The following is a 26,722-nucleotide window of genomic DNA, read 5'->3' as shown; positions in this document are numbered from 1 at the left end:
CTATGCAATCCACGCAAGACATCGAAGACACGGGAGCGCCGCCCGGCACCGAGGCACAGACCGCCCAGACCGAGGCGCTGGTGTCCGGCAGCGGCAGCTACGACCTGCTGAAGAAGCGCCTCGAAACCCAGGGCGAGGGCCTGCTGAAGAAGACGCAGGCGCTCAACGAGCAGCGCCTGGCCGAGTTCGGCCGCTCCGACCAGACGCTCATCCTGCGCACCCGCGCACGCACGGAGAACAACGCGGCGGCGCGAGACCTGGTTCGCATCGGCGACCTGTTGCTGTTCGGCTACAACGTGTTCATCGGCCTGCGCAAGGAAACGGCCGTGGGCGACGTGTTCGGGCTGTACCGCCTGCTGTCGCCGGGCGAGGCGGGTGCCGACAGCGACGAGCTGCAGCCCGTGCCGATTGCCGGCACCTTCCTGGAAGACACGCGCTTCGCCTCCGACTTCCGCGAGCTGTACGCTTACTACAAGCAGGCCACGCTGCTGCAGCTGCGCGTGACGCAGGACAAGCTGCTTGCCGCCTTCCAGATCGGCCAGCAGCTGCACGACGTGCGCGTGTTCCGCTGGGCCATCGAGCGCGACGGGCGCATCAGCTACATCGACAACCGCGGCGAGCGCGACATCGCCTTGCCCGCCAGCCATGATTTCGAGTGGACCGTGGCCACGCGCGAAGACCATGTGGGTGGCAAGCACCCGCACGTGAACGTGCTCGACACGGTGTTCGTCGAAACGCTGGGCGGCGACCTCACGGTCAAGATCGAGAACAACACCGAGACCGGCCTGGGCATCTACAGCGAGCCGGTGGAAGACAAGAGCCAGTCGCTCACCGACGCCGAGATCGCGTGGGCCAAGCTCGGCATGCTGATATTGCTGCGCGTGAGGCCCTACCGCGAGCAGCTCACGCGCTACCTGGTGTTCAACATCCGCACGCAGCAGGTGGAGCGCATCGACGCCATCGGCGGTTCGTGCGTGCAGCTGCCCGAAGACCACGGCATCATCTTTCCGGGCGGCTACTACCTGCAGTCGGGCGAGCACAAGCGCTTCGACCTGCCAGCGGACATGGTGGAGAACATGCGCTTCAAGCGCATGCTGCGTTCGCCGAACGGCGAGGACGTGGCCTACGTCTTCTACGACCCCAAGCCGGGCCGCTACGCGCTCTTCAACTACAACCTGATCGACAAGAAGCTCGCCACGCCGATCATCGCCAACGGCTACGCGCGCTTTGCCGACGGCCGCATCCTGGTGTTCCACGACAACGACGGCGAGCCGACGCGCGTGCACCCGATGCAGCTGTGGCAGACACCGTTCGCCAGCGAGGAACACGTGGGCGCGCAACCGCCCGCCACCGGCTTCTTCGGCAAGATCGGCAATGCCGAGCTGGTGCGCGGTGTGAGCGACCTGATGGGCATTGCCCGCGCGGTGCGCGAGCAGGCGCCGACCAAGGCGGCCTACGAAGACCTCATTCGCCAGTGCACCCGCGTGAGCGACGCCTACTTCTGGCTCGACGCGCCGGAGGCCACCGGCCTCATGGCCGAGCTGCGCAGCATCAGCGAGGTGGCGCGCAGCACGCTGGCCGAGTTCGAGAAGGTCGACACCATTCGCCGCGAAACAGCGCGTGCGCTGGCCCGCGCGGAGGACGAGCAGCATGCGCTGCTGGTCGACATTGCCAGCACGATCTGGCGCGCGCCCGACGACTTCGTGAAGGCGCTGGGCCGGCTGCGCGAACGGCGCGGTGCGCTGCAGATGCTCAAGGAGCTGCGCTACGCCGACCTGCCGCGCATCGCCGCGATGGATGCGGCGCTCGAAGCCGAGCAGCAGCGCATCGGCGAACGCGCCATGCAGTTCCTGGCGGCCGACACCGCCTTCGCCGGCCAGCGCCAGGCGCTCGACAAGCTGGCGCTGACGCTGCCCAGCCTGGCCACCTCGCCGGCGCTGGGCCAGCTGCTGACCACGCTCGACGAACAGGCGGCGGGGCTCGACCTGCTGACCGAGCAGCTCGGCAGCCTGCCGGGCGGCGACGCGGTGGTTCGCACGTCGATCCTCGACCGCATCTCGCTGATCTACGCCGACATCAACCGCATGCGCGCCGATGCGCGCGCACGCCGCAAGTCGCTGGGCGCGACCGAGGCACGGGCGGAGTTCGGCGCGCAGTTCAAGCTCTTCGGCCAGGCGGTGGAAAACGCGCTGGAGTTCGCCGACACGCCCGAGAAGTGCGACGACGCGCTGACGCGGCTGCTGGCGCAGCTCGAAGAAATCGAAGGCCGTTTCGCCGAGCAGGAAGACTTCCTGGCCGACATTGCCGAGAAGCGCGAGAACGTGTACGAGGCGCTGTCCGCGCGGCGCCAGAGCCTGGTCGAGGCGCGCCAGCGCCGCGCGCAGGGCGTGGTCGATGCCGCCGGGCGCATCCTGGACGGCGTGGCGCGCCGCGTGGCGCAGTTCGGCGAGCTGAGCCAGGTGCACAGCTACTTCGCGGCCGACCCGATGATCGCCAAGCTGCACACGCTGATTGCCGACCTGCGCTCGCTGGGCGCCGCCGTGCCCGCCGACGAACTCGACACCCGCCTGAAGACCGCGCGCGACCAGGCCCTGGGTGCCGTGCGCGACAAGCGCGAGCTGGTGAGCGAGGGCGGTGACACGCTGCGCCTGGGCCGCCACGCCTTCACCGTGCACCGCCAGCCGGTCGACCTGACGCTGGTGGCCCGCGAGGAAGGCATGGCCTACCAGGTCACGGGCACCGACTACCAGAGCCCCGTGAACGACGAGCGGCTGCAGGCCTTGCAGGTCTACTGGAACCAGTCGCTGGTGTCGGAAACCCGCGAACTGGCGCGCGCCGAGTACCTCGCCGGCCGCCTCCTCGAATCGCTGCTCGACGGCAAGGCCGAGCGCAGTTGGGCCGAGGTGCGCACGCTGCTGGCCGAAGACCCCTTGCACCCGCAGTTGCTGGACATGGTCCGCCGCTTCGCCGCCGCGCGCTACCAGGAGGGCTACCAGAAGGGCATTCACGACGACGATGCATTGCGCCTGCTCGGTGCGCTGGTCGTCATGCAGGACCAGGCCGGCCTGCTGGCCTGGGGCCCGACCGAGCGCGCGCTGGCCTTGCTCTACTGGCAGCACGGCCACCTCATCGCGCACCGCGAATCGCTGCTGCGGCGCGCGCGTGCCGCAATGCAGATGCAGGACATGTTCGGCCGGCGCGATGCGCTCGAACAGCTCGAGGCCGACACCGCCCGTTCGCTGGGCCATTTCGCACGCGACGTGCTCGCCGACCTGCTGCCGCTGGCCGAGACGGCGAGCGAGGAGGCACGCGAAGCGCACAAGGGCCACATGGCCACGCTGTGCGACCAGGCGGCGGCGTACCTGGTGCGCGAGCTCGCGGCGCACGCGGGCGACACCTGGGTCGTGTCCGGCGCGGGCGAAGACCTGGCCGCGGCGCTGCTGCGCGAACTTGAACGCGGTGGCCGCCGCGAAGCGTGGCAGGCCGACCTGGACGCCGCGCCGCCGCCCGAGCGCTGGCGCCTGGCGCGCGACTGGGTGCGCGCCTTTGCCGTTCACCAGTCGCCGCAGTCGCTCGACTGGGTCGACGATGCGGCCAGCGTGCTGGCCATGCCGCTGCAGCGCACCCGCGTCAACGTGGCGCTCGACCAGACGGTGGAAGGCCTGCGCGGCGAGCATCCGCGCGTGGCCGACGGCCGCATGGTGCTGAACCTGAACGACTTCTGGCGCCGCTTTCTGTTCCACGTGCAGCACGCCGTGCCCGGCTACGAGGCGCTGCAGGCGCTGCGCCACGAACTGCTGGAGCGCGAGAAGTCGCGCCTGAAGCTGGGCCAGTTCCAGGCCAGGCCGCTGTCGACCTTCGTGCGCAACCAGCTGATCGACGAGCTGTATTTGCCGCTCATCGGCGACAACCTCGCCAAGCAGATCGGATCTTCCGGCGCGGGCAGCCGCACCGACCGCATGGGCCTGCTGCTGCTGATTTCGCCGCCGGGCTACGGCAAGACCACGCTGATGGAGTACGTGGCCGACCGCCTGGGGCTGATCTTCGTTCGCATCAACTGCCCGGCGCTGGGCCACGGCGTGACGGCCATCGACCCCGCCAACGCGCCCAACAGCGCAGCGCGCCAGGAGCTGGAGAAACTCAACCTGGGCCTGGCGATGGGCAGCAACGTGATGCTGTACCTCGACGACATCCAGCACACGAACCCGGAGTTTCTGCAGAAGTTCATTGCGCTGGCCGACGGCACGCGCCGCATCGAGGGCGTGTGGAACGGCGAGCCGCGCAGCTACGACATGCGCGGCAAGCGCTTCGCCGTCGTGATGGCGGGCAACCCGTACACCGAGTCGGGCGACGTGTTCAAGATTCCGGACATGCTGGCCAACCGGGCCGACATCTACAACCTGGGCGACGTGCTGTCGGGCCGCGAGGCGGCGTTCGCGCTGTCGTACATCGAGAACAGCCTGACCTCGAACCCCACGCTCATGCCGCTGGCCTCGCGCGACCCGAGGGACGTGCAGCTGCTGGTGAAGATGGCGCAGGGCCACGAGGTGCCGGGCAGCGCGCTGTCGCATGCGTACAGCGCGGTGGAGCTGGAAGAGATCAAGGCGCTGCTGCAGCGCCTGTTCCGCGCGCGCGACCTGCTGCTGAAGGTGAACCTTGCGTACATCGAGTCGGCCGCGCAGCAGGAAAACTACCGCACCGCACCGCCTTTCAAACTGCAGGGCAGCTACCGCAACATGACCAAGCTGGCGGGCAAGATCACCGCGCTGATGCGCGACGACGAGCTCGACGCACTGTTGCGCGACCACTACCGCGGCGAAGCCCAGACGCTGACCACCGGCGCCGAAGAAAACCTGCTGCGGCTCGCGCAGCTGCTCGGCAGTCCGACGCCGGAAGAAAGCGCGCGCTGGAGCGCGATCTGCGAGGAGTTCGTGCGCCAGCGAAAGCTCGGCGGTGCCGACGTGGACGGCAGCCAGCGCATTGCGAGCAGCATGCTCGACGTGGCGCGCGCGGTCGATGCGTTGAAGCCGCCGCCGGCGGAGCCCGCGCAAGGCCCCAGCGAAGGCCAGCGCCTGGCCGACGCGATGCTGCAGATCGCGGTGACCTACCGCGAGCTCATCCTGCCGCTGGTGACGGCCACCGAGCGCCGGCTGGAGCTCGATCGGTCGATCAAGCAGGACATGGAGCGGCTGGCCTCCGAATTGCGGCCTGCGCCGAAGCGCACGTCCAAGCCTGACAAGGAGTCCTGACATGTCGACCTTGCCGGAACTGCTGGTTCAGCTGGACGCCTCGCTGGCCGACGCCCGCCTGAGTGACGACGAACGCCGCGTGCTGGTTCACACCCTGCGCGAAGCGTCGCCGCCGGAAGACGGCCTGCGCCAGCTTCGCAACCGGGCCTTCGACCTGGTGCGCGCCCGCACCGCCGACCCCGAGCAGCTGTCCTTGCTGAAATGGCTCGAAGGCGTGGTGCGCGCCATCGACGCGGGCCGCTCGCCCGACAACGTCGCGGTGCGCTCGCAGGCCTTCTTCAGCCCCGGCACGGCGTGCCTGCAGGCCATCAACCAGCAACTGAGGGCTGCGAAACGCTCGGTCGACATCTGCGTGTTCACGCTGTCGGACGACCGCATCACGGCCGAGGTGTTGGCCGCGCACCGGCGCGGCGTGTCGCTGCGGTGCATCTCCGACAACGACAAGGAGTTCGACCTGGGCAGCGACATCGGCCAGCTGCGCGCGGCCGGCATTCCTGTCGCGCTGGACCGCACCGACGCGCACATGCACCACAAGTTCGCCATCTTCGACGGCATGCGCCTGCTCAACGGCAGCTACAACTGGACGCGCAGCGCCGCCTCGTTCAACGAGGAGAACCTGGTGCTGAGCAACGACCCCTCACTCGTTCGTCGCTTTGCCGACGAATTCGATTCCTTGTGGAAAGAACTGCAGGCCTCCCGATGACACGACGGATCGACTACGACTGGGAACTGCCGCCCGCGCTGCAGCAGCGGCTGGGCACCTCCAGCTACGGCGCGCAGCGCATCATTCACGAGCAGGGGCACCTGATGGTGATCCTGCACGAACCTCCCGCGGGCACCGGCTCGGAGCGCAAGCCCGCCGTGTTCCTGCGCAAGCCCGACGGGGCATGGCTGCACAAGGGCAACAACCCCGGCGAGCGGGCGTTGCAGAAGCTGCTCGAGAGCTATCGCGCGACGCTCAGCACCTTCGAGATCAGGCACGAGGCGGCCGAGACCTCCGAGGCGCTGTTCCAGATCCTCGGGCCGCTGATTCCGCTGTCGCGCGCCGCCTCGAACGTGCAGGCCACGCTGCAGGCCGCCCGCGAAGCCGTGCCGGAAGATGCGCTCGTCACCGACATGCGCGACCGCGCGGTCGAGATCGCGCGCGGCACCGAACTGCTGCTGGCCGACACCCGCATGTCGCTCGACTACCGGCTCGCGCATGCGGCCGAGCAACAGGCGCGCGCAGCCATGGAAGTCAGCCGTGCGCAGCACAAGCTGAACACCATCGCGGCCTTGACGTTCCCGCTGATGGCCATCGGTGCGGCCTTCGGCATGAACCTGCACAGCGGGGCGGAGAACCTGCCGGGCTGGGTGTACTGGGCGATCTTCGGGGCGGGGCTTTTCTTCGGCGTGCTGCTGAGGGGATGGGTCAAGGCGCCGGAGGCGGCAGCGCCGCCCATTGCACGACCCGGGCTGGCCAGAAAAAAGTGAGTCACCGGGCGGCAGGCTCGCCCCGTCCTCGGCCCCTCGACGCGGCTACAGCCTGACGTTGACGATGGACAGGATGATGGCCGAGAGCGTCAGCGCCACGGGCAGCTTTTGCACGGCCAGCGCATGCGCACGCGCCACGGTCACTTGTGTCTGCAGCAACAGGCTCTTTTCGGAATGAAGGGATGTGGACATTTCAGGCTCCTTGGACGATGTGCGGACGGCTTGTTCGCATGCCTCCAAGATAGGCTTCCACAGCGACTCCGACGCACGCCTTTCGCGGACACGGCGTTTCCGTTTTTGCAACGATCCGGCGCGAAGCCGGGCGCGCAGGACGAAGAAGGACACCACCCCCAAGTCAGGCATTCGAAGCGCCGCTGCAGCTGTGCGCTTTCGACTGCCTTTCAGTCGTGGTCGGTGGAGGCCGACACGGCTTCCCACGCGTCGATCTCTTCAGCCATCGATGCGAGCTTGGCGCGCACCAGCGCCAGCGCGTCCTTTCCCAGTAGCAGGTGCACGGGCGGCTTCTCGGCCGCGATCACTTTCAGCAAGGCCTGCGCGGCCTTGGCCGGGTCGCCGGGCTGCCGGCCGTTCTTGGCTTGGCGAGCTTCGCGGATCGGGTCGAAGACCGCGTCGTAGTCGGTCACGTGCCGTTCGGCCCGCACCATCGAGCGCCCCGCCCAGTCGGTGCGGAACGACCCGGGCGCGATCGCCGTCACATGCACGCCGAAGGCCGCGACTTCCTTGGCCAGCACCTCGGAGATGCCTTCGAGCGCGAACTTGCTGCCGCAGTAGTACGCGATGCCCGGCATCGTGATGAAGCCGCCCATCGACGTGATGTTGACGATGTGGCCGCTGCGCCGCTCGCGCATCGCGGGCAGCACGGCCTTGGTCATCGCGACCGCGCCGAACACATTGACATCGAACTGGCGGCGAATGTCGTCGAGGCCGGATTCCTCCATCGTGCCTTCGTGCCCGTAGCCCGCGTTGTTGACCAGCACGTCGATGCGGCCGACCTTGCGCAACACGCGCGCCAGCGCGGGCTCGATGGCGGCGCTGTCGGTCACATCGAGCACCACGGCGTGGGCGCGGCCGGGCGCCAGGGCCTCGAATTCGGCACACGCGCCGTCGTTGCGCAGCGTGCCGACGACGATGTGGCCCGCGTCCAGCGCGGCGGTCGCGAAGGCGCGGCCGAAGCCGGAGCTGACACCGGTGATAAGCAGGGTCTTGGAGGCGGATGCGGTCATGGCGAAGTCCTGTGAATGAATGCCATGGATGCTAGGTTCGGGCCAGAGGATCGTGAATATCCGGCCGTCTTCGGTGCTTGCCTGAAACTATGAATGGGCAGATATTTCGGCCAGACCGTGGCACATTGCCATGCCCGCTGCGCACAATGAGAACTCGTGACGAATCGCCCCGCATCCGAGCCCACCGTCGCCCAGCGCACGGTGGCGCTGATGGCCCGCCTGGCCCCGCTCGACGGCTACAACCAGACGCCGCTGCCCGACGTGCGCATGCTGCGATCGAACCGCCCGCTGGCGCGCGCGCCGGTGCTGTACGAGCCGGGCATCGTCATCGTCTGCCAGGGGCGAAAGCGCGGCTTCTTCGGCGGCGAGTTGTACCTCTACGACGCGCGGCACTACCTGGCCGTTGCGGTGCCCGTGCCCTTCACCATGGAGACGGACGCCAGCGAGCGGGAGCCCCTGCTGGCCATCTATCTGCGGCTGGACTTCGGCGTTGCCGCGGAGCTGATGCTGCGGCTCGATGAATTCGACGTGGCCGGCGCGCGTGCCGCGGCGGCGAAGCCGAAGGCCATGATGTCCACGCCCATGGATGCGCGGCTCGGCCTCTCGGTACTACGCCTGCTCGAGGCGCTGGTGTCGCCGCTCGAAGCGAGCGTGCTCGGTCCGTCGCTGGTGCGCGAGATCTACTTTCGCGTGCTCGGCGGCGAGCAGGGCGCCGTGCTGCGCACGGCCCTGACGCGGCAAGGCCACTTCGGCAAGGTGGGCAAGGCGATCCGCAGGATCCACGCGGCCTTTCACGACGCGCTGGACATCGAGCAGCTCGCGCGCGAAGCGGGCATGAGCGCGCCGTCGCTGCACGCGCATTTCAAGGCCGTCACGGGCACCTCGCCCATGCAGTACCTCAAGTCGACGCGGCTGCACCAGGCCCGGCTGCTGATGCTGCGCGAAGGCATGACCGCGGCCGCTGCCTGCGACCGGGTCGGCTACGAGAGCCCGTCGCAGTTCAGCCGCGAATTCAAGCGGCTGTTCGGCCTGAGCCCGCTCGAGGAGGTGGCGCGCATGAAGAAGGCCTTTGCACTGCCGTACCCCGGGCCGTCTTCGGGCTTCGTCAGTTCGCACTGAAGGTCAGGAACCGGGTATTGCTCAACCCGCGATCAGCTTCTGCACCAGCTCCGCCGTGGTCGCCGCCGCGTACTTGCGCATCAGCCGCGCCCGGTGCAGCTCCACCGTGCGGTGGCTGATGCCCAGCGCCTTGCCGATTTCCTTGGACGTGAGCCCGCGCATCACCTGGGCGGCCACCTCGCGTTCGCGCGGCGTGAGTTCGGCCTTCACGGCGCGGCGCGAGCCCAGGTCTTCGAAGGTCCAGATGCCGGCCTCGTGCGGCGCCTCGCGGTTCATGGCGTGGCCGGTGACGTGGCACCAGAAGGTCTCGCCGGCCATGGCGCCGTGCAGCCCGCCCAGCCGTTTCATCATGCGGTTGTCGGCGTAGTGCCCGCTGGCGTTCAGGAAGGGCTCCATGCGCTTGCCGATGCGCTCGAACTCGGCCACGCTGGGGTACAGGATGCTGAACGAATGCCCCACCAGCGCCGGGGGCGTTGCGCCGAAGATTTCGCACACCCGCAGGTTGCAGGCGACGATGGTGCGGTTGCTCGACACCACCATGCCCACGGGCGCGTGGTCGAAAGCCAGCCGATAGTCGATCTCAGGCATCAGGGGTCACCATTACGAAATACTACGTATGCGGGTACGTAGTATGGTTCAAGGCTTTCCCACCCACTCCCATTCATCCATCAAGGAGCCCGAGTGAACAAGATCTATCCCTCCGCAGAAGCGGCACTCAAGGGCGTCGTCGCCGACGGGCAGATGCTCGCGGTCGGCGGCTTCGGCCTTTGCGGCATTCCCGAGGCGCTGATCGACGCGCTGAAAGACACCGGCGTGCAGAACCTCACCGTGGTGTCGAACAACGCGGGCGTCGACGGTTTCGGCCTCGGCAAGCTGCTGGAAACGCGCCAGATCAAGAAGATGGTCGCCTCCTACGTGGGCGAGAACAAGGAGTTCGAGCGCCAGTACCTGGCCGGCGAACTCGAGCTCGAATTCACGCCCCAGGGCACGCTGGCCGAAAAGCTGCGCGCCGGCGGCGCCGGCATTCCGGCCTTCTTCACCAAGACCGGCGTGGGCACGCAAGTGGCCGAAGGCAAGGAACTGCGCGAGTTCAACGGCGAAACCTACGTGATGGAGCATTCGCTGGTGCCCGACGTGGCGCTGGTGAAGGCCGACGTGGCCGACAAGTCGGGCAACCTGCGCTTTCGCCTGACGGCGCGCAACTTCAACCCGGCCGCGGCCATGGCCGGCAAGGTCTGCATCGTCGAGGTCGAGAAGATCGTCGAAGTGGGTGAACTGGCCCCCGACGACATCCACCTGCCGGGCATCTACGTGCACCGCATCGTGCTCAACGCCAACCCCGAGAAGCGCATCGAGAAGCGCACCGTGAGCGCCGCCGCACCGGTGGACGCCGCCGCCGCCAAGGTCGAGGCGCAGGCCGTGATCGCGCAGGCCGCCGCCAGTGCCGACGTGCCTGTGCCCACCGTGCCTGTCAACAAGAAAGAAGGAGCCTGAGATGCCCTGGACCCAAGACCAGATGGCGGCCCGCGCCGCGCAAGAACTCGAAGACGGCTTCTACGTCAACCTGGGCATCGGCATTCCGACGCTGGTGGCCAACCACACCGGCACCAAGGAAGTGTGGCTGCAGAGCGAGAACGGCATGCTCGGCATCGGCCCCTTCCCCACGGAAGACAACGTCGACGCCGACCTGATCAACGCCGGCAAGCAGACCGTGACCACGCTGCCCGGCTCGGCCATCTTCGGCAGCCATGACAGCTTCGCGATGATCCGCGGCGGCAAGATCAACCTGTCGATCCTGGGCGCCATGCAGGTGAGCGCCAAGGGCGACCTCGCCAACTGGATGATCCCCGGCAAGATGGTCAAGGGCATGGGCGGCGCCATGGACCTGGTGGCCGGCGTGAAGCGCGTGATCGTGCTGATGGAACACGTGGCGAAGAAGAAAGACGGCACCGAGGACCTGAAGATCCTCGAAGCCTGCACGCTGCCGCTGACCGGTGTGGGCGTCGTCGACCGCATCATCACCGACCTGGCCGTGATGGACGTGGTGCCCGAGGGCCTGAAGGTCGTCGAGCTGGCGCCCGGCGTCACCTTCGACGCGCTGCAGGCCAAGACCGGCGCCAAGCTGATCCAGTAAGGCCGCGAACCCGACGACACACCAAGGGCAGGGCCGCGAGAGCGGGCCCTGCCTTTTCGTTTTGGAGAAGCAGAGAAGTAGAGAAGGAGATGGCAATGGATGCAATGGAAGTTCTGGGCGGCATCTGGCGGCAGGCGGGCCTGCCGCCGGATGCCTTGTCGTTCGCGGGGCTCTCGGGTGCCGAGCCGGTGCTGCCGTCGTCCTTCGCGGTCGGCACCGCCGCGCAGAGCACCATCGCGGCGGCGGCGCTCGCGGCGTGCGAACTGGGCCACCTGCGCGGCACCGCGCGCCAGCAGGTCGGCGTCGACATGCAGCACGCAGCGCTGGACTGTTGCGGCTGGTTCAGCCTGGACGGGCGCGTGCCCGAGCTGTGGGACACCTTCTCGGGGCTGTACCGCTGTGCCGACGGGTGGGTGCGCATCCATGCCAACTTTGCGCACCACCGCGAGGGCGCGCTGCGGCTGATGAAGCTGGATCCCGCGACCTGCACGCGTGCCGACGCCGAAGCCGCGATGGGCGCCTGGCGCGCACAGGATTTCGAGGACGCTGCCGCCGCGCAAGGGCTGGTCGCGACCGCGCTGCGCCGCTTCGACGAATGGGACGCCACGCCGCAGGGGCAGGCCGTTGCGGCGCAACCGCTCTTCAGCATCGAACGCATCGGCGACGCACCGCCGCGCCTGCTGCCGCCGCTGCGCGAAGACCAGCGGCCGCTGACCGGCGTGCGTGTGCTCGACCTCACGCGCATCCTCGCGGGGCCGGTGGGCGGCCGCGCGCTCGCGGCGTATGGCGCCGACGTGATGCTCGTCAATTCACCGCACCTGCCCAACATCGAGTCCATCGCCGATACCAGCCGCGGCAAGCTGTCGGCGCATGTGGACCTGCGCACCGACGACGGCCGCGCGGCGCTGCGGCAACTGGCCGCTGACGCGCATGTCTTCGTGCAGGGCTACCGGCCCGGCGGTGTTGCGTCGCTGGGCTTCGGGCCGGCGGAACTGGCACGGCTGCGGCCCGGCATCGTGTGCGTGTCGCTCACGGCCTATGGCACGCAGGGGCCGTGGGCCGGCCGGCGCGGTTTCGACTCGCTGGTGCAGACGGCCATGGGTTTCAACCACGCCGAGGCAGAGGCCGCGGGCGACGGCAAGCCCAGGCCACTGCCCATGCAGATCCTCGACGAGGCCACCGGCTACCTGATCGCCTTCGGCGCCGCCGCCGCGCTGCGGCGCCAGCAGCAGGAGGGCGGCAGCTGGCACGTGCAGGTGTCGCTGGCGCAGACCGGCCAGTGGTTGCGCAGCCTGGGGCGCCTGCCCGGCGGGCTGTCGATCGCAAGGCCCGACTTGCAGCCTTATGTCGAAACCTCGGACTCCGGCTTCGGCAAGCTCGCCGCGCTGCGCCACGGCGCGCAGCTGTCGCGCACGCCCGCCGCATGGCCGCGTGCGTCGATGCCGCCGGGCAGCCATCCACCCGTGTGGCCGGCCGATGTGCGGGAGTGAGAAACTGGGCGCATGCCTTATTTCGACATCGACAACCTGCAAGCCATTTTTCTCGACGACGAGGCGTTGCGCGCGCGCCATCTGCAGCGCAAGCCCTGCGGCCCGCTGAACCTCACGAGCGGGCGCATCGTGGCGTGCGACCCGCTGGTGCAGCCCGAGCGAGCGCCCTTTGCGCGCGAACTGCAGCAACGCGGCGCCTTCCCCGTCGAGGTGCTGCACGACAGGGGCGACCACGCACTGGCGGTGTTGTGGCTGCGTGAGCGCGCCGGGGTGCGCGCCGCCGACCTGCACTGGGAGATGGCGCTGCTCGAGGGACAGTCGCTGGAGACGCTCGAAACCTTGGGGGAGGGCGAGTTCTACGGCTACCCGGTGGATGCGGGTGTCGGCTGTTTCATGGACACCGACGCCGCCGCCGCCATGGCCGAGCGCGACCGGCGCGAAGCGGCCGATCCCGACTACGTGAGCTACTACGACGACGTGCTCGCCGGCGAGATGGGCGACGCCGATACCGTCGACCACTACCCGCTGGGCGCAGGCTCGGCGAGCAACACGGTGATCTTCCGCTCGGGCTGGGGCGACGGCAGCTACCCCAGCTTCTGGGCGCTCGATGCGGCGGGCGAGCCCGTGGCGCTGGTGACCGACTTCATGACCATGACCGGCGGCGACGCGCGCGACGAGAACGACAAGCGCGGCGACGCGTACAAGGCCAGTCTCTCGCCCGGGAAACTGGCCGCGCTCGAGGCACTGGGTGCGGCGGCCGTCGCGGGCGACGCCGCCGCCATCGGCCCGCTGCTGGCCGCGGGCCTTGCGGGCGCGAACGAGATCGTTCCCTCGCTCGGCGAGACCGCCCTCATGAGCGCCATTCGCATGAACCGGCTCGACGCGCTGCGCGTGCTGCTGGGCAGTGTGGCCGGCCTGCCGATGCCGCCGCAGCTCTACACCGTGGACGAGGAGGAGAGCTATCTCGCGTATGTGCGGCGGCTCAAGAAGCCGCGTGTGCCTGGACTGATCGAATTGCTTGAGCAGGCCGAGTCCGAAGCCGCCGAACCGGCGCCGCGACCCGGCCTCTGGAAGCGCATGTTTTCCTGAGCCGTAGGAGCGGACGATGAGCAGATACGAAGGAAGGCCGCTGCTGCGGCTGGTGGATTGTTTGGTGCTGGACGCGATCGACCAGCTCGACGACGAGAAACGGGCCACGCTCGAAGCCCTGGAGCCCAGGCTCGCGCAGACCTTCATGGCGAGCGGTACCTGGCAGGAGATGGTCGGCGCGCAGATGGGCTTTGCCGACGACGTGCCCGACAAGATCCGCCATTTCTGGCGCCGCTACCTCGACCACGCGGAAACGCAGAACCAGCGCGTGGACCCGCAGGCCTTCGTGGTGGATTTCGTGGGGCAGAATTTTCCGGACATCGCCCCGCCGCGGCGCTGACTGCGGGTGTCAGGCGTCAGGCAACAGCAGCGCTCGCTGCGCCTGCGCCGTCTCGCGCAGGAACTCCCAGATGGCCTGCATGCGCCCCAGGTGCTTGGTCTCCGCCGGCATCGACATCCAGAACGTGCGCGTGAAGTTCGCCTGCCCCGGCAGCACCGGCTTGAGCGCGCTGTCTTTCTCCGCAATGAAGGCCGGCAGCACCGCAATGCCCGCACCCGCCGCCACCGCGCTGTGCTGCGCCAGCACGCTGGTGCTGCGCAGGGCGAAGCTGTCGGGGCGGTGCAGTTCGTCGAGGTACTGCAGCTCCTTGCTGAACAGCAGGTCGTCCACGTAGCTGATGAAGGTGTGGCCGCGCAGGTCTTCGCGCGTCTTGACGGGCTTGTGCGCGGCCAGGTACTTCTTCGACGCGTAGAGCCGCAGCGTGTAGTCGGTCAGCTTGCTGACGACCACCGGGCCGCGCGCCGGGCGTTCGAGCGAAATCACGATGTCGGCTTCGCGCCGCGACAGGTGCACCAGGCGCGGCATGGCCAGCAGGTCGATGGTGAGCTTGGGGTGCTGCACCGCGAACAGCGCCAGCTGCGGCGCCAGCACCACGGTGCCGAAGCCCTCCGTCGCGCCGATGCGCACCAGGCCCGACAGTCCTTCCTGTGAGGCTGGCGCCGTGCTCTCCACCGCCCGGAAGGCGCTTTCCATCGCCTCGACCTGCGGCTGCAGCCGCCGGCCCGCCTCGGTGAGCCGGTGGCCGCCCGATTCGCGCGAGAAGAGCGGCGCGCCGACCTCTTTCTCGAGCGCCTGGATGCGGCGCGCCACGGTGGTGTGGTCGACCTCGAGCCGGCGTGCCGCGCTCATCAGCGTGCCCGAGCGGGCGAGCTCCAGAAAGTAGCGCAGGTTGTCCCAGTCCATGTGCGTGTGTGTCTCCGGTTGCTTGGTGTCTGGACTCTGCATTTTTGCAAAGCACCCGCGCATATTTGTCTATTGTCATGGCAAATCTGCAAAGCTAGGATGCACGGCTGAACCGGCCAGACCGGTAGTCGCTTTTGCAAGACCTACAGGATCACAGGAGACAAAACCCATGGACGCCACCACCGCCACGCCCCGAGCACCGACCGCACAGGTCGCCCAGATCGCCACCGTCAAGCTCTTGATCGGCGGCAAGCTCGTCGAGTCCAAGACCACCGAATGGCGCGACGTCGTCAACCCGGCCACGCAGCAGGTGCTGGCCCGCGTGCCGTTCGCGACCCCGGCCGAACTGGACGCCGCCGTCGCCTCCGCCAAGGAAGCCTTCAAGACCTGGCGCAAGACCCCCATCGGCACGCGCGCACGCATCTTCCTGAAGCTGCAGCAGCTCATTCGCGAAAACATGGGCGAGCTGGCCGCCATCCTCACGGCCGAACAGGGCAAGACGCTGCCGGACGCCGAAGGCGACGTGTTCCGCGGCCTCGAAGTGGTCGAGCACGCATCGAACATCGGCAACCTGCAGCTCGGCGAGCTGGCCAACAACGTGGCCAACGGTGTGGACACCTACACGCTGCTGCAGCCGCTGGGCGTGTGCGCCGGCATCACGCCGTTCAACTTCCCCGCCATGATCCCGCTGTGGATGTTCCCGATGGCCATCGTCACCGGCAACACCTTCGTGCTCAAGCCCTCCGAGCAGGACCCGATGGTCACCATGCGCCTGTGCGAACTGGCGCTCGAAGCCGGCATTCCGCCCGGCGTGCTGAACGTGGTGCACGGCGGCGAAGCCATCGTCAACGGCATCTGCGACCACAAGGACATCAAGGCGATCAGCTTCGTCGGCTCGACCAAGGTCGGCACGCACGTCTACAACCGCGCCACGCTGGCCGGCAAGCGTGCGCAATGCATGATGGGCGCGAAGAACCACGCCATCGTGATGCCCGACGCCAACAAGGAGCAGACGCTCAACGCCATCGCGGGCGCGAGCTTCGGCGCGGCCGGTCAACGCTGCATGGCGGTGTCGGTGGCGGTGCTGGTGGGCGAGGCGCGCAACTGGGTGCCTGAACTCATCGCCAAGGCCAAGACGCTGAAGATCGGCGCCGGCACCGAGAAGGGTGTGGACGTGGGCCCGCTGGTGTCCTGCGCCGCCTACGACCGCGTCAACAGCCTCATCGAACGCGGCGAGGCCGACGGCGCCAAGCTGGTGCTCGACGGCCGCAAGCCCACCGTGCCCGGTTTCGAGAAGGGCAACTTCGTCGGCCCGACGATCTTCACCGGCGTGAAGCCCGGCATGACGATCTATGAGCAGGAAGTGTTCGGCCCGGTGCTGTGCGTGGCCGAGGCCGAGACCATCGACGAAGCCATCGAGATGATCAACAGCAACCCGAACGGCAACGGCACGGCCATCTTCACGCAGTCGGGCGCCGCGGCGCGCCGCTTCCAGGAAGACATCGACGTGGGCCAGGTCGGCATCAACGTGCCGATTCCGGTGCCCGTGCCAATGTTCTCGTTCACCGGTTCACGCGCTTCGAAGCTCGGCGACCTGGGCCCCTACGGCAAGCAGGTCATCATGTTCTACACGCAGACCAAGACCGTGACGGCACGCTGGTTCGACGACAGCACCGTCTCGCACGGTGTCAACACCACCATCAGCCTCAAATGAGGCATGGGTTTCGCAGGCACGGGCTTCGCAGTGCGGCCTGGGGCGCGGTGGCGACGGTCGCATTGCTCGCCGGCGGGGCTCGGGCCGCCGCTGCGGCGGACCCGGTCGACTGCAACCCCAATGGCAACCAGTTGCAGATGAACGACTGCGCAGTGCGCGACTTTCGTGCGGCCGATGCCGTGCTCAACATCCGGTACGGCGAGGTGATGAACACGCTCTCGCCGCAGATGCGCGGAGCGCTGCGCACCGAGCAACGGACCTGGCTCAAGGGCCGCGACCCCGCCTGCAAGCGCGCTGCCAAAGCGAACGAGGGCGGCTCCATCTGGCCGCTGGTATTCAACGCGTGCCTGGAGAAATCGACCCGGAAACGGACCGAAGAACTGGAGCGCTGGAAGGGCCGCGAGCAATGAACTTCGAACTGTCTGAAGAACAGAACGCCTTTGCGCAGACCGCGCGCGACTTTGCCCAGGCCGAGTTCGCGCCGCACGCGGCGCAGTGGGACGCAGAGGCCATCTTCCCGAAGGAAGCCATCGCCAAGGCCGGCGAACTGGGCTTCTGCGGGCTCTATGCGCCCGAGCGCGTGGGCGGCCTCGGCCTGCCGCGGCTGGACGCGGCGCTGGTGTTCGAGGAAATGGCCGCGGTCGACCCCTCGACCACGGCCTTCATCACGATCCACAACATGGCGACGTGGATGCTGGGCACCTGGGCGACCGATGCGGTGGCGCAGCAGTGGGGCGAGGACCTCACGAGCGGGCGCAAGCTGGCGTCGTACTGCCTCACCGAGCCGGGTGCCGGGTCGGACGCCGGGTCGCTGAAGACGCGCGCCGAATTGCAGGGCGCCGAGTACGTCATCAACGGCGGCAAGGCCTTCATCTCGGGCGCGGGCGCGACCGACGTGCTGGTGCTGATGGCGCGCACCGGCGGCGCGGGCGCGAGCGGCATCTCGGCCTTTGCGGTGCCGGCGGATGCGCCGGGCATCAGCTACGGCAAGAAGGAACACAAGATGGGCTGGAACAGCCAGCCCACGCGCACCATCAACTTCGACAACGTGCGGGTGCCTGCGCAGAACCTGCTGGGCAAGGACGGCGAGGGCTTTCGCATTGCGATGAAGGGGCTCGACGGCGGGCGCATCAACATCGCGACCTGCTCGGTGGGCGCGGCGCAGGGCGCACTCGACGCGGCGCGCCGCTACCTGCACGAGCGCCAGCAGTTCGGCAAGCCGCTCGCGAGCTTCCAGGCGCTGCAGTTCAAGCTGGCCGACATGGCGACCGAGCTGGTCGCGGCGCGGCAGATGGTGCGGCTGGCCGCATCAAAGTTGGACGCGGGCCATGCGGACGCGAGCACCTATTGCGCGATGGCCAAGCGCTTCGCGACGGATGCGGGCTTCAACGTCTGCAACGACGCATTGCAGCTGCACGGCGGCTACGGCTACCTGAGCGAGTTCCCCCTGGAGCGCCTGGTGCGCGACACGCGCGTGCACCAGATCCTGGAGGGCACCAACGAAATCATGCGCGTCATCGTTGCGCGAAAATTGCTGGAAGGGGACAGCGATATCCGCTGACGCCCCGTACCCGGAACCCCTCAAGACAATGACCGACTCCGTAGTTCTCTTCGACGAAATCAACACCGCCGGTGGCCAGCGCTTCGGCGTGGCCACGCTCAATTCGCCGGCCTCGCTCAACTCGCTCTCGGTGGCGATGGTGCGCCTGCTTACGCCCAAGCTGCGCGAGTGGGCGCAGGACGCCGGCATCGTGGGCGTGCTGCTGCAGGCTGCGGGCGAGAAGGCCTTCTGCGCCGGCGGCGACCTGCGCCAGCTCTACCAGACGCTGCTCGACTGCGGCCCCGAGCGCAACACCTACGCCGAAGACTTCTTCCGCGAAGAGTACGAGCTCGACCACCTGATCCACACCTTCCCCAAGCCCTTCCTGTGCTGGGGCCACGGCATCGTGATGGGCGGCGGCGTGGGCTTGCTGGCCGGCGCGTCGCACCGGGTGATGACGCTGCAAAGCCGCATCGCCATGCCCGAGATCAACATCGGCCTGTACCCCGACGTGGGCGGCAGCTGGTTCCTGCGCCGCACGCCGGGCCGCACCGGGTTGTTCCTGGCGCTGACGGCCGCGAACATCAACGCGCACGACACCATCTTCTGCGGGCTGGCCGACGTGCTGGTACCGCAGGAGCGCAAGGGCGATGTGATCGACGCCATCGCCTCGACCACCTGGGCCGGGGAAGGCAAGGCCGACCGCGCCACGCTGTCGCGCATCCTCGCCAAGGCGGGCGAGGGCGCGGAGATGCCGGCCTCGAAGGTGCGCGAGCACTACGACACCATCAATGCGCTGATGGCCGGCGACGACCTGCTCGACATCGCGAAGCGTCTGCGCGAACTGCAGAGCGACGACGCCTGGCTGCAGACCGCGGCCAAGACCTTCGCCAAGGGCGCGCCGAGCTCGGCCGCGCTGAGCTTCGAACTCTGGCAGCGCGTGTACCGCATGTCGCTGGCCGAAGTGTTCCGCCTCGAGTACTGGGCCTCGCTGGGCTTTTGCGCGCACAAGGACTTTGCCGAAGGCATTCGCGCGGTGCTGGTCGACAAGGACCGCAACCCGCGCTGGAGCCCGGCCACGCTCGAGGAGATCACGCCCGCCTTCATCGAAGACCACCTGCGCCCGCGCGGCGAGATGCCGGCCGAACTTGCATCGCTGGTCTGACACTGCATTCATAAATACGACGGAGACAAACACATGAAGATCGCATTCATCGGCCTGGGCAACATGGGCGGCCCGATGGCCCTGAACCTGCTCAAGGCCGGCCACACGCTCAGCGCTTTCGACCTCTCGGCGGAGGCCTGCAAGAAGTTCGCTGCCGAAGGGCTGCCCATTGCCAAGTCGGCCGCCGAGACGGTGGCCGACGCCGAGGTGGTCGTCAGCATGCTGCCGGCCAGCGCGCACGTCGAGGGCCTGTTCCTCGGCGGCGCCGGCAAGCCCGGCCTGTTGGAGAGCATCAAGGCCGGCACGCTGGTGATCGACAGCAGCACCATCGCCGCGGCCACGTCACGCAAGGTGGCCGAGGCGGCCGCCGCCAAGGGCGTGGCGATGATCGATGCGCCCGTGTCGGGCGGCACCGGCGGTGCGATTGCGGGCACGCTGACCTTCATGGTCGGCGGTGACGCCAAAGACCTGGAGCGCGCGCGCCCGGTGCTCGAGAAGATGGGCGCCAACATCTTCCACGCCGGCGCGGCCGGTGCGGGTCAGACGGCGAAGATCTGCAACAACATGCTGCTCGGCATCCTGATGATCGGTACGTCGGAGGCGCTGGCGCTGGGCGTGGCCAACGGGCTCGATGCGAAGGTGCTGTCCGAAATCATGCGCCGCAGCTCGGGCGGCAACTGGGCGCTGGAAAAGTACAACCCGATGCCGGGCGTGATGGAAACATCGCCGGCGTCCAAGAACTACGCGGGCGGCTTCGGCACGGACCTGATGCTCAAGGACCTGGGCCTGGCGCAAGAGAACGCCACCGCCGTGCGCGCGGCCACGCCCCTGGGCGGGCTGGCGCGCAGCCTGTATGCGGCCCACAGCCTCGCGGGCCATGGCGCACTCGATTTCTCCAGCGTGCTGAAGCTGGTGCAGAAGCCTTTCTGAAGCTGCGCTCGATCAGCCGAAGTGGGCCTTCAGGCCCCACAGGATGCCGATCACCACGACGAACAGCACGAAGAACAGGACCCAGGCACGGGTGAACGCCTGGGTCTCGGTGATGGGTTCGGGCGCAGCCGCGGGGGGTGGGCTGGAAACGGCGGGCGGTGTTGGAGTCATTCCCGACTGTACCCCTCGCCAGCGCTGGCGACGGGGGCTTTCGTGAGGGATGCTCGAAGCGGCCCGTAAAAAGCCCTCTTCGTCAGGTCGCCGCAAGACAGCTTCGCCGACAGTCGAAGGGCAGGCCTTCCTGCCGCCGCAACGCCGGCGTGTCGCTCCCAGGACCCCCAAGCCTTCATGAAACTTCCAAGACACCGACTCCTGCGCCAGATGGTCGTGCGCCCGCGCCTGTTCATTGCCGCGGCCATCGCCATCGCGGTGGGTGTGCTGCTGCCGTCTGCCAACGAAGCGCACCTGGTCACACGCCTGCTGATCGCCTGGAACACCGGCGCCTGCCTGTACGTGCTGCTGGCCGCGGTGATGATGACCCGGTCGACGCAGCAGCTCATGCGCGTGCGCGCAAAGATGCAGGACGAGGGGCAGACCGTCATCCTCGTGCTGGTGGTGGTGTCGGCCATCGCGAGCCTGGCGGCGATCGGCGGCGAACTCGCGGTGGTGAAGGACATGCACGGCCTGGAGAAAATCGCGCACGTCGCGCTGGCCGGGCTCACCGTGGTGTCGTCGTGGGCCTTCACGCAGGTGATGTTCACGCTGCACTATGCGCACGACTACTACGCCGTCACGAGCCAGGGGCGCAAGCCCGGCATCCAGTTTCCGGACGACGACGCGCCGACCTACGGCGACTTCTTCTACTTCTCGGCGGTGATCGGCACGTCGGGGCAGACGGCCGACGTGGCTTTCGTTTCCAAGCCCATGCGGCGCATCGGCTCGGTGCATTGCATCCTGGCGTACCTGTTCAACACGACGGTGCTGGCCTTGCTGATCAACATCGGCGCGAGCCTGTTCTGAGCGCCATGGCACGCGCGCACCACCGATTCGCCGCCGTCGTATTGCTGTGCCTTGCGCCCGCTGCCTGGGCGGACGACGACGCGCCCGAGCTGCCGTTCAAGCTCACGGTCGGCGCCTACCGCGTCTCGGGCGGCGGCCTGCCCGCAGGGCCGGGGCTGGACCTGAACCTGCGCTACACCTACGGCGACGGCAATGTGTGGATCGGCTGGTTCCGCTCGCCGGTGCTCGACTTCGCACAACCGCGCGCTGGCTGGGACCACACCTTCACCGTGGGGCCGGTGCGGGTGTTGCCGTCGCTGCAGGTGGCCTCCGGCGGCTTCGTCGGCGGCAGCCTCGCGGTCGAAACGGGCGACAGCTGGTTCGTCGGCACGGGGCTGGGCCGTACCAACCTGCGCAACTACGCGAACCTGAACTTCGATCCGAACGATTCATACACCGTGTACGGCGGCTACAAGTGGACCGATGGCACGGCGCTGTCGCTCTCGCTGATTCGCGACAACCGGCTGAACCCCGACCAGCAGGACGTGCACCTGGTCTACCGCATGCCGCTGCCCGAGCGGCAGCGCCTGACCGTCGACCTGCTGGCCAAGCAGGGCACGGTCGACGGGCAGTTCATCCGCCGCGCCGGGCTCACGGTGACCTACGACTGGCCGCGCTGGTTCGTTCGCGCGGCATATGACCCGAAGGTGAATTTCACGGCGCAGGACATGGTGCGGTTGTCGGTGGGCACGCGGTTCTAGTGTGTTTTTCCCTCCCCCGCTGGGGGAGGGCCAGGGTGGGGGCTCGACGGCGTCGGATGGAAGCATGCGCTTGGTCGGGGCGTGCCCCCATCCCGGCCTTCCCCCAGAGGGGGAAGGAGCCAAGACCAATGCCGGACCCAACCCCTACAGCAGCTCGATCCCCGGCAGGCTCTTGAAGCAACTCTCCCGCGTGATCCGCACGAAATCCGCCAGCCACGGCTGCCCCGACGTGCCCTGCGTGCATGCCATGTACAGCCGCCCCGTCAGCCCCCTTGCGCCCACGCGCCGCGCCGTGACATAGCCGCGGTCCAGGTAGTTCTGCACCGCCCACAGCGGCAGCGTCGCCACGCCGCGCCCGCTGGCCACCAGTTGCAGCATCGCCACCGTGAGTTCCGTGGTGCGCCGGTGCGCGGGCTCCACGCCGGCGGGCGCGAGCACCTGACGCACGATGTCGAGCATCTCGTCGGGCACGGGGTAGGTGATCAGCGTCTGGTCGGCGAAGTGCCGCGCCGTGAGGTGCGTGCGGGCCGTGAGCGGATGGTCGTTGGCCAGCAGGGCCATGATCTCGAAGCGGAACAGCGCGTGGTAGTCCACCGTTTCGTCGGGGTCTTCCTCAGACACGATGGCCACTTCGGCGCGGTTCTGCATCACCAGCGCAATGGGGTCGGGGTGGAAGCCGGAGACGATGTCGAGTTCGATCTCGGGCCAGCGCTGGCGGAACGCATCCATGGCCGGCATCAGCCAGTCGAAGCAGGTGTGGCACTCGACCACGATGCGCAACTGCCCGCTGCGTCCCAGCGCCAGCCGCGCCACATCGCGCTCGGCTTCCTCGATCAGCGGCAGTGCGGTGTCGGCCAGCTGCAGCAGCCGCAGGCCGGTGGTGCTGAACTGCGGCGGCACCGACTTGCGCTCGAACAGCTGGGCGCCATAGCGGTCTTCGAGCAGCTTGATCTGGTGCGACAGCGCCGACTGTGTGAGGTTGAGCAGCTGCGCGGCGCGCACCAGGCTGCCGGTGTCGCGCAGCGCGATCAGCGTGCGCAGATGACGTATTTCAAGGACGGACTGCAACATGAAAATGATTCAAGCGAACGGGCAAAAGGTTTCGTTTGAATCATATTCCGTAAACGCAGACCATCGTGGATTCAAGATCAGCGACCGGACCACCTGCAATGACGACCCGTATCCACACCCTCGGCTTTCCGCGCATGGGCGCCCAACGCGAACTGAAGTTCGCCCTGGAGCAGCACTGGCGCGGCGAGATCGACCGCGCCGCGCTCGAAGCCGTCGGCGAGACGCTGCGCGCGCGCCACTGGCAGGCCCAGCGCGACGCCGGGCTCGACTTCGTGACGGTCGGCGACTTTGCGTTCTACGACCATGTGGCCAACCACATCCAGCTGCTCGGCTGCGAGCCCGCGCGCTTCGACTTCAAGGGCGGCGAGGCCGAGCTGTCGCGCTACTTCAAGATGGCGCGCGGGGTGGAAACCGAAGTGGGCCATGTGCACGACGACAGCTGCGACCACGGCGCGCAAGGCACCTTCGCGCTGGAAATGACCAAGTGGTTCGACACCAACTACCACTACTTGGTGCCCGAGTTCAATGCGGCCACGCAGTTCAAGCTCGCATCGACGCGCCTGTTCGACGAAGTGGCGCAGGCGCAGCAGGCCGGCCATGCGGTCAAGGCCGTGCTGCTGGGGCCGCTGAGTTTCCTGTACCTGGGCAAGGAAAAGGAAGCCGGCTTCGACCGCTTCTCGCTGCTCGATGCGTTGCTTCCCGTGTACGAACAGGTGCTCGCGCGCCTGAAGCAGCAGGGCGTGGCGTGGGTGCAGATCGACGAGCCCATCCTCGGCCTCGACCTGCCCGAGGCCTGGCGCAACGCCTTCGAGCGCGCCTACTGGCAGCTCGCCCGCAGCGCGCCCAGGCTGCTGCTGGCCACCTACTTCTCGCCGCTGTCGGACAACCTGCGCCTGGCCTGTCAGTTGCCGGTGGCCGGCCTGCATGTGGACGCCGTGCGTTCGCCGCAGGAGCTGACGGGCGTGGCCGACTGGCTGCCGGCGCACAAGGTGCTGTCGGTCGGCGTGGTCGACGGGCGCAACATCTGGCGCACCGACGTCGACGCCGCGCTGGCCAAGCTGAAGCCGGTTGCTGAAAAGCACAAGGGCGAGCTGTGGATCGCACCGTCGTGCTCGTTGCTGCATGTGCCGTTCAGCCTTGCGGCCGAGGCGAAGCTCGACGCCGAGCTGAAATCGTGGCTCGCCTTCGCCGTCGAGAAGCTCGACGAGCTGCGGGTGCTGCGCGCCCTGCTCGATGGCGGCGAAGCCTCCGTCGCCGAAGAACTCAAGGCCGCCCGCGCGGCGGTCGCCGCTCGCCGCCGCAGCCCGCGCGTGCACCGCGCCGACGTGGCGCTGCGCCTGGCGCGCAGCGTGGTCGGCGACGACGCCCGCACGTCGGTCTTCACGCAACGCCAATCGGTGCAGCGCACGCGCTTCGCCTTGCCCGCGCTGCCGACCACCACCATCGGCTCGTTCCCGCAGACGGCGGACATCCGCGCCGCGCGCGCTGCCTTCAGGCGCGGCGAGCTTGACGCTACCGGCTACCGCGAGAAGATGCGCGCCGAAATCGCGCTGGCGGTGCGCAAGCAGGAAGAACTGGGCCTCGACGTGCTGGTGCACGGCGAGGCCGAGCGCAACGACATGGTCGAGTACTTCGGCGAACAGCTGGCCGGCTTTGCCTTCACCGCCAACGGCTGGGTTCAGTCGTACGGTTCGCGCTGCGTGAAGCCGCCGGTGATCTTCGGCGATGTGGCGCGCCCCGCCGCCATGACGGTCGAGTGGACCGCGTATGCGCAAAGCCTCACGAAGCTGCCGATGAAGGGCATGCTGACCGGCCCCGTGACCATCCTGCAATGGTCCTTCGTGCGCGACGACCAGCCGCGCGCCACCACCTGCGAGCAGATCGCCTGGGCCATTCGCGACGAGGTGGTCGACCTCGAAGGCGCGGGCATCGGCATCGTCCAGATCGACGAGCCCGCCATCCGCGAGGGCCTGCCGCTGCGCCGCGCCGGTTGGCCCGCCTACCTGAAGTCGGCCACGCGGGCCTTCCGCATCAGCGCCTCGGGCGTGCGCGACGAGACGCAGATCCACACGCACATGTGCTATTCGGAGTTCAACGACATCCTGCCGGAGATCGCGGCCATGGACGCCGACGTGATCACCATCGAGACCAGCCGCTCCGACATGGAGCTGCTGCGCGCGTTCGGCGGATCGGGCGGCCAGAACAACGCGGGGGGCTTTCGCTACCCGAACGAGATCGGCCCGGGCGTGTACGACATCCATTCCCCGCGTGTGCCGTCGGTCGAAGAGATCGTGCGCCTCATGCGCAAGGCTGCGGGCGTGGTGCCTCACCAGAACCTGTGGATCAACCCCGACTGCGGCCTGAAGACCCGAGGCTGGCCCGAGACCGAGGCGGCGCTGTCGAACATGGTCACGGCGGCGAAGCTGCTGCGCAAGGAACTCGTGGTGGCCTGACGGCCCGAGGGCCTCAGGGCCAATTCCACGGCCAATGCATGCGCGCCAATAATGGCGCCATGCTTGCACTGAACCGCCTCTCTTCGCTCTTCGCGCCTCGTTGCTCCCTGTTTGTCCTTTTGTTCCTGGCCCCCTTGGTGGGCTGGGCGCAAAGCCGTGCCGAGGCGCTGCTGCAGTTCGAAGGCGTGCCGGCGCGCTACCAGGCGTCGTATGCGTCCGGCGCCGTGGCGCGCGGTGCGAAGGAGCTGCTGGACCCCGACGACGCGGCCATTGCCGGCAAGGCGCTCAAGGCGCTGGACGCGGCGGCCTCTCGCGCATTCAATGCCAAGGCCTCGGTGGCCGCCATCCGGCAGGAAGTGGATGCCGCAGGCAAGGGCGGCGCCGCCCCCAGCCCTGAAGTGCGGGCCGCCGTGGCCCGCTTGGCGAAGCTGCGCACCGACTACGCCGCCATGAGCGAAGCCGGCAAGGCCGAGTTCTTCAACCGCGAACGCGCGCGCCCCGCCGACCCGGCCCGCACCGAGCTGCTCGAACGCATGGCGGTGGGCGAAGTGCGCGAGATCGACTTTTCCAGCCAGTTGCTGATGAGCGCGGTGGTCAAGCAACTGGCGCGCGGCAACGGCGGCCAACTCAGCGGCCTGCCCGACAGCACGCTCGACATGGCGCTGGACACGCTGTGGTCGCGCGGCGTCACCTCCACGCGACCGCGCAACCTGATGACCGTGGCGCGCGAGTTCGAGAAGCAGATCACGCAGGCGCTGTTAGCGGCCTTGCCCGATGCCGACGTGGCCGCCCTGCTGGCGTGGCGCAACGACCCGCAGGCGGCGGCGGAGCGCGAGGCGCTGGTGGGAACCTACCGCGCCGAGGTCAAGGGCAGCGGTGGCGTCGCGCTGCGCACGCTGGTGCGCGCCTGGCCGCGGTCCTGAGTGGTTGGTCAATGGCATGAAAAGTGCTTGCGTTGCAGGCACATCATTGCCGTTCGGCACACAGAAAAGACAGTTGGGTTAGCGTTGTCAGAAAGTTCCTCTTCATTGTTTCAATTTCATGAACA

General features: G+C 68.2%; 24 protein-coding genes. 18 read left to right on the top strand and 6 right to left on the bottom strand.

What is annotated here, in order from left to right:
• Positions 1-2: 2 nt before the first annotated feature.
• The 3 genes from ACSFBM_RS30580 to ACSFBM_RS30570 are packed head-to-tail and all read left to right on the top strand — an operon-like array spanning position 3 to position 6,722.
• Positions 3-5,249 (top strand): DNA repair ATPase, encoded by a 5,247-nt coding sequence (locus ACSFBM_RS30580; RefSeq protein ID WP_435487737.1) that lies wholly within the window; start codon positions 3-5, stop codon positions 5,247-5,249.
• A gap of 1 nt (position 5,250) precedes the next feature.
• Entirely contained in the window at positions 5,251-5,952 is a 702-nt protein-coding gene (locus tag ACSFBM_RS30575) for a phospholipase D-like domain-containing protein (protein ID WP_435487736.1), read from the top strand.
• Entirely contained in the window at positions 5,949-6,722 is a 774-nt protein-coding gene (locus ACSFBM_RS30570; RefSeq protein WP_435487735.1) for a hypothetical protein, read from the top strand. Before ACSFBM_RS30575 ends, ACSFBM_RS30570 begins: the two co-directional genes overlap by 4 nt.
• 45 nt (positions 6,723-6,767) lie before the next feature.
• On the opposite strand, the gene ACSFBM_RS30565 is transcribed toward ACSFBM_RS30570, so the two are convergent.
• Together ACSFBM_RS30565 and ACSFBM_RS30560 are read right to left on the bottom strand one after the other, a co-directional pair.
• Positions 6,768-6,914 (bottom strand): hypothetical protein, encoded by a 147-nt coding sequence (locus tag ACSFBM_RS30565; protein WP_435439319.1) that lies wholly within the window; start codon positions 6,912-6,914, stop codon positions 6,768-6,770.
• A 209-nt stretch (positions 6,915-7,123) separates the two neighbouring features.
• A complete protein-coding gene (locus tag ACSFBM_RS30560) occupies positions 7,124-7,966 on the bottom strand; it encodes an oxidoreductase (protein WP_435439318.1) in 843 nt (280 codons plus the stop codon).
• Between the two features lie 210 nt (positions 7,967-8,176).
• Here ACSFBM_RS30560 and ACSFBM_RS30555 point away from each other — a divergent pair, with 210 nt between their 5' ends.
• The gene (locus ACSFBM_RS30555) at positions 8,177-9,085 is read left to right on the top strand and encodes an AraC family transcriptional regulator (RefSeq protein WP_435487761.1); all 909 of its coding nucleotides are present in this window, start codon (positions 8,177-8,179) and stop codon (positions 9,083-9,085) included.
• Positions 9,086-9,106: 21 nt separating this feature from the next.
• Here ACSFBM_RS30555 and ACSFBM_RS30550 read toward each other — a convergent pair whose 3' ends face one another.
• Entirely contained in the window at positions 9,107-9,673 is a 567-nt protein-coding gene (locus ACSFBM_RS30550; protein WP_435487734.1) for a LuxR C-terminal-related transcriptional regulator, read from the bottom strand.
• A gap of 93 nt (positions 9,674-9,766) precedes the next feature.
• Here ACSFBM_RS30550 and ACSFBM_RS30545 point away from each other — a divergent pair, with 93 nt between their 5' ends.
• The 5 genes from ACSFBM_RS30545 (at position 9,767) to ACSFBM_RS30525 (ending at position 14,138) form a co-directional block, all read left to right on the top strand.
• Positions 9,767-10,579 (top strand): CoA transferase subunit A, encoded by an 813-nt coding sequence (locus ACSFBM_RS30545; protein WP_435487733.1) that lies wholly within the window; start codon positions 9,767-9,769, stop codon positions 10,577-10,579.
• Between the two features lies 1 nt (position 10,580).
• A complete protein-coding gene (locus ACSFBM_RS30540; protein WP_435487732.1) occupies positions 10,581-11,219 on the top strand; it encodes a 3-oxoacid CoA-transferase subunit B in 639 nt (212 codons plus the stop codon).
• A gap of 95 nt (positions 11,220-11,314) precedes the next feature.
• Complete coding sequence (locus ACSFBM_RS30535) at positions 11,315-12,709, top strand: CoA transferase (protein ID WP_435487731.1); 1,395 nt, start codon at positions 11,315-11,317, stop codon at positions 12,707-12,709.
• A 12-nt stretch (positions 12,710-12,721) separates the two neighbouring features.
• The gene (locus tag ACSFBM_RS30530; RefSeq protein ID WP_435487730.1) at positions 12,722-13,798 is read left to right on the top strand and encodes a DUF4241 domain-containing protein; all 1,077 of its coding nucleotides are present in this window, start codon (positions 12,722-12,724) and stop codon (positions 13,796-13,798) included.
• A 16-nt stretch (positions 13,799-13,814) separates the two neighbouring features.
• Complete coding sequence (locus tag ACSFBM_RS30525; protein ID WP_435487729.1) at positions 13,815-14,138, top strand: hypothetical protein; 324 nt, start codon at positions 13,815-13,817, stop codon at positions 14,136-14,138.
• Positions 14,139-14,147: 9 nt separating this feature from the next.
• Here ACSFBM_RS30525 and ACSFBM_RS30520 read toward each other — a convergent pair whose 3' ends face one another.
• On the bottom strand, positions 14,148-15,041 hold the full coding sequence (locus ACSFBM_RS30520; RefSeq protein ID WP_435439311.1) for a LysR family transcriptional regulator: 894 nt from the start codon (positions 15,039-15,041) through the stop codon (positions 14,148-14,150).
• 169 nt (positions 15,042-15,210) lie between these two features.
• Between ACSFBM_RS30520 and ACSFBM_RS30515 the strand changes: the two genes are divergently transcribed.
• From ACSFBM_RS30515 to mmsB, 5 genes are read left to right on the top strand one after another with little or no spacing between them, the layout of a single operon-like run.
• The gene (locus tag ACSFBM_RS30515) at positions 15,211-16,755 is read left to right on the top strand and encodes a CoA-acylating methylmalonate-semialdehyde dehydrogenase (protein ID WP_435487728.1); all 1,545 of its coding nucleotides are present in this window, start codon (positions 15,211-15,213) and stop codon (positions 16,753-16,755) included.
• A gap of 47 nt (positions 16,756-16,802) precedes the next feature.
• A complete protein-coding gene (locus ACSFBM_RS30510) occupies positions 16,803-17,165 on the top strand; it encodes a lysozyme inhibitor LprI family protein (protein ID WP_435487727.1) in 363 nt (120 codons plus the stop codon).
• Entirely contained in the window at positions 17,162-18,316 is a 1,155-nt protein-coding gene (locus tag ACSFBM_RS30505) for an acyl-CoA dehydrogenase family protein (protein WP_435487726.1), read from the top strand. Before ACSFBM_RS30510 ends, ACSFBM_RS30505 begins: the two co-directional genes overlap by 4 nt.
• Positions 18,317-18,344: 28 nt before the next feature.
• Positions 18,345-19,460 carry an enoyl-CoA hydratase/isomerase family protein gene (locus ACSFBM_RS30500; RefSeq protein ID WP_435487725.1) on the top strand — a complete coding sequence of 372 codons (1,116 nt, stop codon included), beginning with the start codon at positions 18,345-18,347 and terminating at the stop codon, positions 19,458-19,460.
• Between the two features lie 33 nt (positions 19,461-19,493).
• Positions 19,494-20,390, top strand: coding sequence for a 3-hydroxyisobutyrate dehydrogenase (mmsB, locus tag ACSFBM_RS30495; protein WP_435487724.1), 897 nt, complete (start codon positions 19,494-19,496; stop codon positions 20,388-20,390).
• 12 nt (positions 20,391-20,402) lie between these two features.
• Here the strand turns inward: mmsB and ACSFBM_RS30490 are convergent, their stop codons facing one another.
• Complete coding sequence (locus tag ACSFBM_RS30490; protein ID WP_435487723.1) at positions 20,403-20,561, bottom strand: hypothetical protein; 159 nt, start codon at positions 20,559-20,561, stop codon at positions 20,403-20,405.
• A gap of 177 nt (positions 20,562-20,738) precedes the next feature.
• Here ACSFBM_RS30490 and ACSFBM_RS30485 point away from each other — a divergent pair, with 177 nt between their 5' ends.
• The gene (locus ACSFBM_RS30485; RefSeq protein WP_435487722.1) at positions 20,739-21,410 is read left to right on the top strand and encodes a DUF1345 domain-containing protein; all 672 of its coding nucleotides are present in this window, start codon (positions 20,739-20,741) and stop codon (positions 21,408-21,410) included.
• Positions 21,411-21,415: 5 nt separating this feature from the next.
• The gene (locus ACSFBM_RS30480; protein WP_435487721.1) at positions 21,416-22,150 is read left to right on the top strand and encodes a hypothetical protein; all 735 of its coding nucleotides are present in this window, start codon (positions 21,416-21,418) and stop codon (positions 22,148-22,150) included.
• A gap of 144 nt (positions 22,151-22,294) precedes the next feature.
• On the opposite strand, the gene ACSFBM_RS30475 is transcribed toward ACSFBM_RS30480, so the two are convergent.
• Positions 22,295-23,221, bottom strand: coding sequence for a LysR family transcriptional regulator (locus ACSFBM_RS30475; protein ID WP_435487720.1), 927 nt, complete (start codon positions 23,219-23,221; stop codon positions 22,295-22,297).
• Between the two features lie 98 nt (positions 23,222-23,319).
• On the opposite strand from ACSFBM_RS30475, the gene metE reads away from it, so the two are divergent.
• Both metE and ACSFBM_RS30465 read left to right on the top strand, forming a co-directional pair.
• Positions 23,320-25,674 (top strand): 5-methyltetrahydropteroyltriglutamate--homocysteine S-methyltransferase, encoded by a 2,355-nt coding sequence (gene metE / locus ACSFBM_RS30470; RefSeq protein ID WP_435487719.1) that lies wholly within the window; start codon positions 23,320-23,322, stop codon positions 25,672-25,674.
• 59 nt (positions 25,675-25,733) lie between these two features.
• Positions 25,734-26,597, top strand: a complete 864-nt coding sequence (locus ACSFBM_RS30465; protein ID WP_435487718.1) for a hypothetical protein — start codon at positions 25,734-25,736, stop codon at positions 26,595-26,597.
• Positions 26,598-26,722 lie beyond the last annotated feature (125 nt).

This window comes from Variovorax pasteuri (assembly GCF_051216435.1).
Classification (GTDB): domain Bacteria; phylum Pseudomonadota; class Gammaproteobacteria; order Burkholderiales; family Burkholderiaceae_C; genus Variovorax.
The sequence above is the reverse complement of the archived record's forward strand: the minus strand, read 5'-3'. Positions and strand labels throughout refer to the sequence as shown.

Excerpts from the sequence above, each read along its gene's own strand:
- ACSFBM_RS30580 (WP_435487737.1), top strand. The coding sequence starts at position 3 with ATGCAATCCACGCAAGACATCGAAGACACGGGAGCGCCGCCCGGCACC.
- ACSFBM_RS30575 (WP_435487736.1), top strand. The coding sequence starts at position 5,251 with ATGTCGACCTTGCCGGAACTGCTGGTTCAGCTGGACGCCTCGCTGGCC.
- ACSFBM_RS30570 (WP_435487735.1), top strand. The coding sequence starts at position 5,949 with ATGACACGACGGATCGACTACGACTGGGAACTGCCGCCCGCGCTGCAG.
- ACSFBM_RS30565 (WP_435439319.1), bottom strand. The coding sequence starts at position 6,914 with ATGTCCACATCCCTTCATTCCGAAAAGAGCCTGTTGCTGCAGACACAA.
- ACSFBM_RS30560 (WP_435439318.1), bottom strand. The coding sequence starts at position 7,966 with ATGACCGCATCCGCCTCCAAGACCCTGCTTATCACCGGTGTCAGCTCC.
- ACSFBM_RS30555 (WP_435487761.1), top strand. The coding sequence starts at position 8,177 with ATGGCCCGCCTGGCCCCGCTCGACGGCTACAACCAGACGCCGCTGCCC.
- ACSFBM_RS30550 (WP_435487734.1), bottom strand. The coding sequence starts at position 9,673 with ATGCCTGAGATCGACTATCGGCTGGCTTTCGACCACGCGCCCGTGGGC.
- ACSFBM_RS30540 (WP_435487732.1), top strand. The coding sequence starts at position 10,581 with ATGCCCTGGACCCAAGACCAGATGGCGGCCCGCGCCGCGCAAGAACTC.
- ACSFBM_RS30535 (WP_435487731.1), top strand. The coding sequence starts at position 11,315 with ATGGATGCAATGGAAGTTCTGGGCGGCATCTGGCGGCAGGCGGGCCTG.
- ACSFBM_RS30530 (WP_435487730.1), top strand. The coding sequence starts at position 12,722 with ATGCCTTATTTCGACATCGACAACCTGCAAGCCATTTTTCTCGACGAC.
- ACSFBM_RS30525 (WP_435487729.1), top strand. The coding sequence starts at position 13,815 with ATGAGCAGATACGAAGGAAGGCCGCTGCTGCGGCTGGTGGATTGTTTG.
- ACSFBM_RS30520 (WP_435439311.1), bottom strand. The coding sequence starts at position 15,041 with ATGGACTGGGACAACCTGCGCTACTTTCTGGAGCTCGCCCGCTCGGGC.
- ACSFBM_RS30515 (WP_435487728.1), top strand. The coding sequence starts at position 15,211 with ATGGACGCCACCACCGCCACGCCCCGAGCACCGACCGCACAGGTCGCC.
- ACSFBM_RS30505 (WP_435487726.1), top strand. The coding sequence starts at position 17,162 with ATGAACTTCGAACTGTCTGAAGAACAGAACGCCTTTGCGCAGACCGCG.
- ACSFBM_RS30500 (WP_435487725.1), top strand. The coding sequence starts at position 18,345 with ATGACCGACTCCGTAGTTCTCTTCGACGAAATCAACACCGCCGGTGGC.
- mmsB (WP_435487724.1), top strand. The coding sequence starts at position 19,494 with ATGAAGATCGCATTCATCGGCCTGGGCAACATGGGCGGCCCGATGGCC.
- ACSFBM_RS30490 (WP_435487723.1), bottom strand. The coding sequence starts at position 20,561 with ATGACTCCAACACCGCCCGCCGTTTCCAGCCCACCCCCCGCGGCTGCG.
- ACSFBM_RS30485 (WP_435487722.1), top strand. The coding sequence starts at position 20,739 with ATGAAACTTCCAAGACACCGACTCCTGCGCCAGATGGTCGTGCGCCCG.
- ACSFBM_RS30480 (WP_435487721.1), top strand. The coding sequence starts at position 21,416 with ATGGCACGCGCGCACCACCGATTCGCCGCCGTCGTATTGCTGTGCCTT.
- ACSFBM_RS30475 (WP_435487720.1), bottom strand. The coding sequence starts at position 23,221 with ATGTTGCAGTCCGTCCTTGAAATACGTCATCTGCGCACGCTGATCGCG.
- metE (WP_435487719.1), top strand. The coding sequence starts at position 23,320 with ATGACGACCCGTATCCACACCCTCGGCTTTCCGCGCATGGGCGCCCAA.
- ACSFBM_RS30465 (WP_435487718.1), top strand. The coding sequence starts at position 25,734 with ATGCTTGCACTGAACCGCCTCTCTTCGCTCTTCGCGCCTCGTTGCTCC.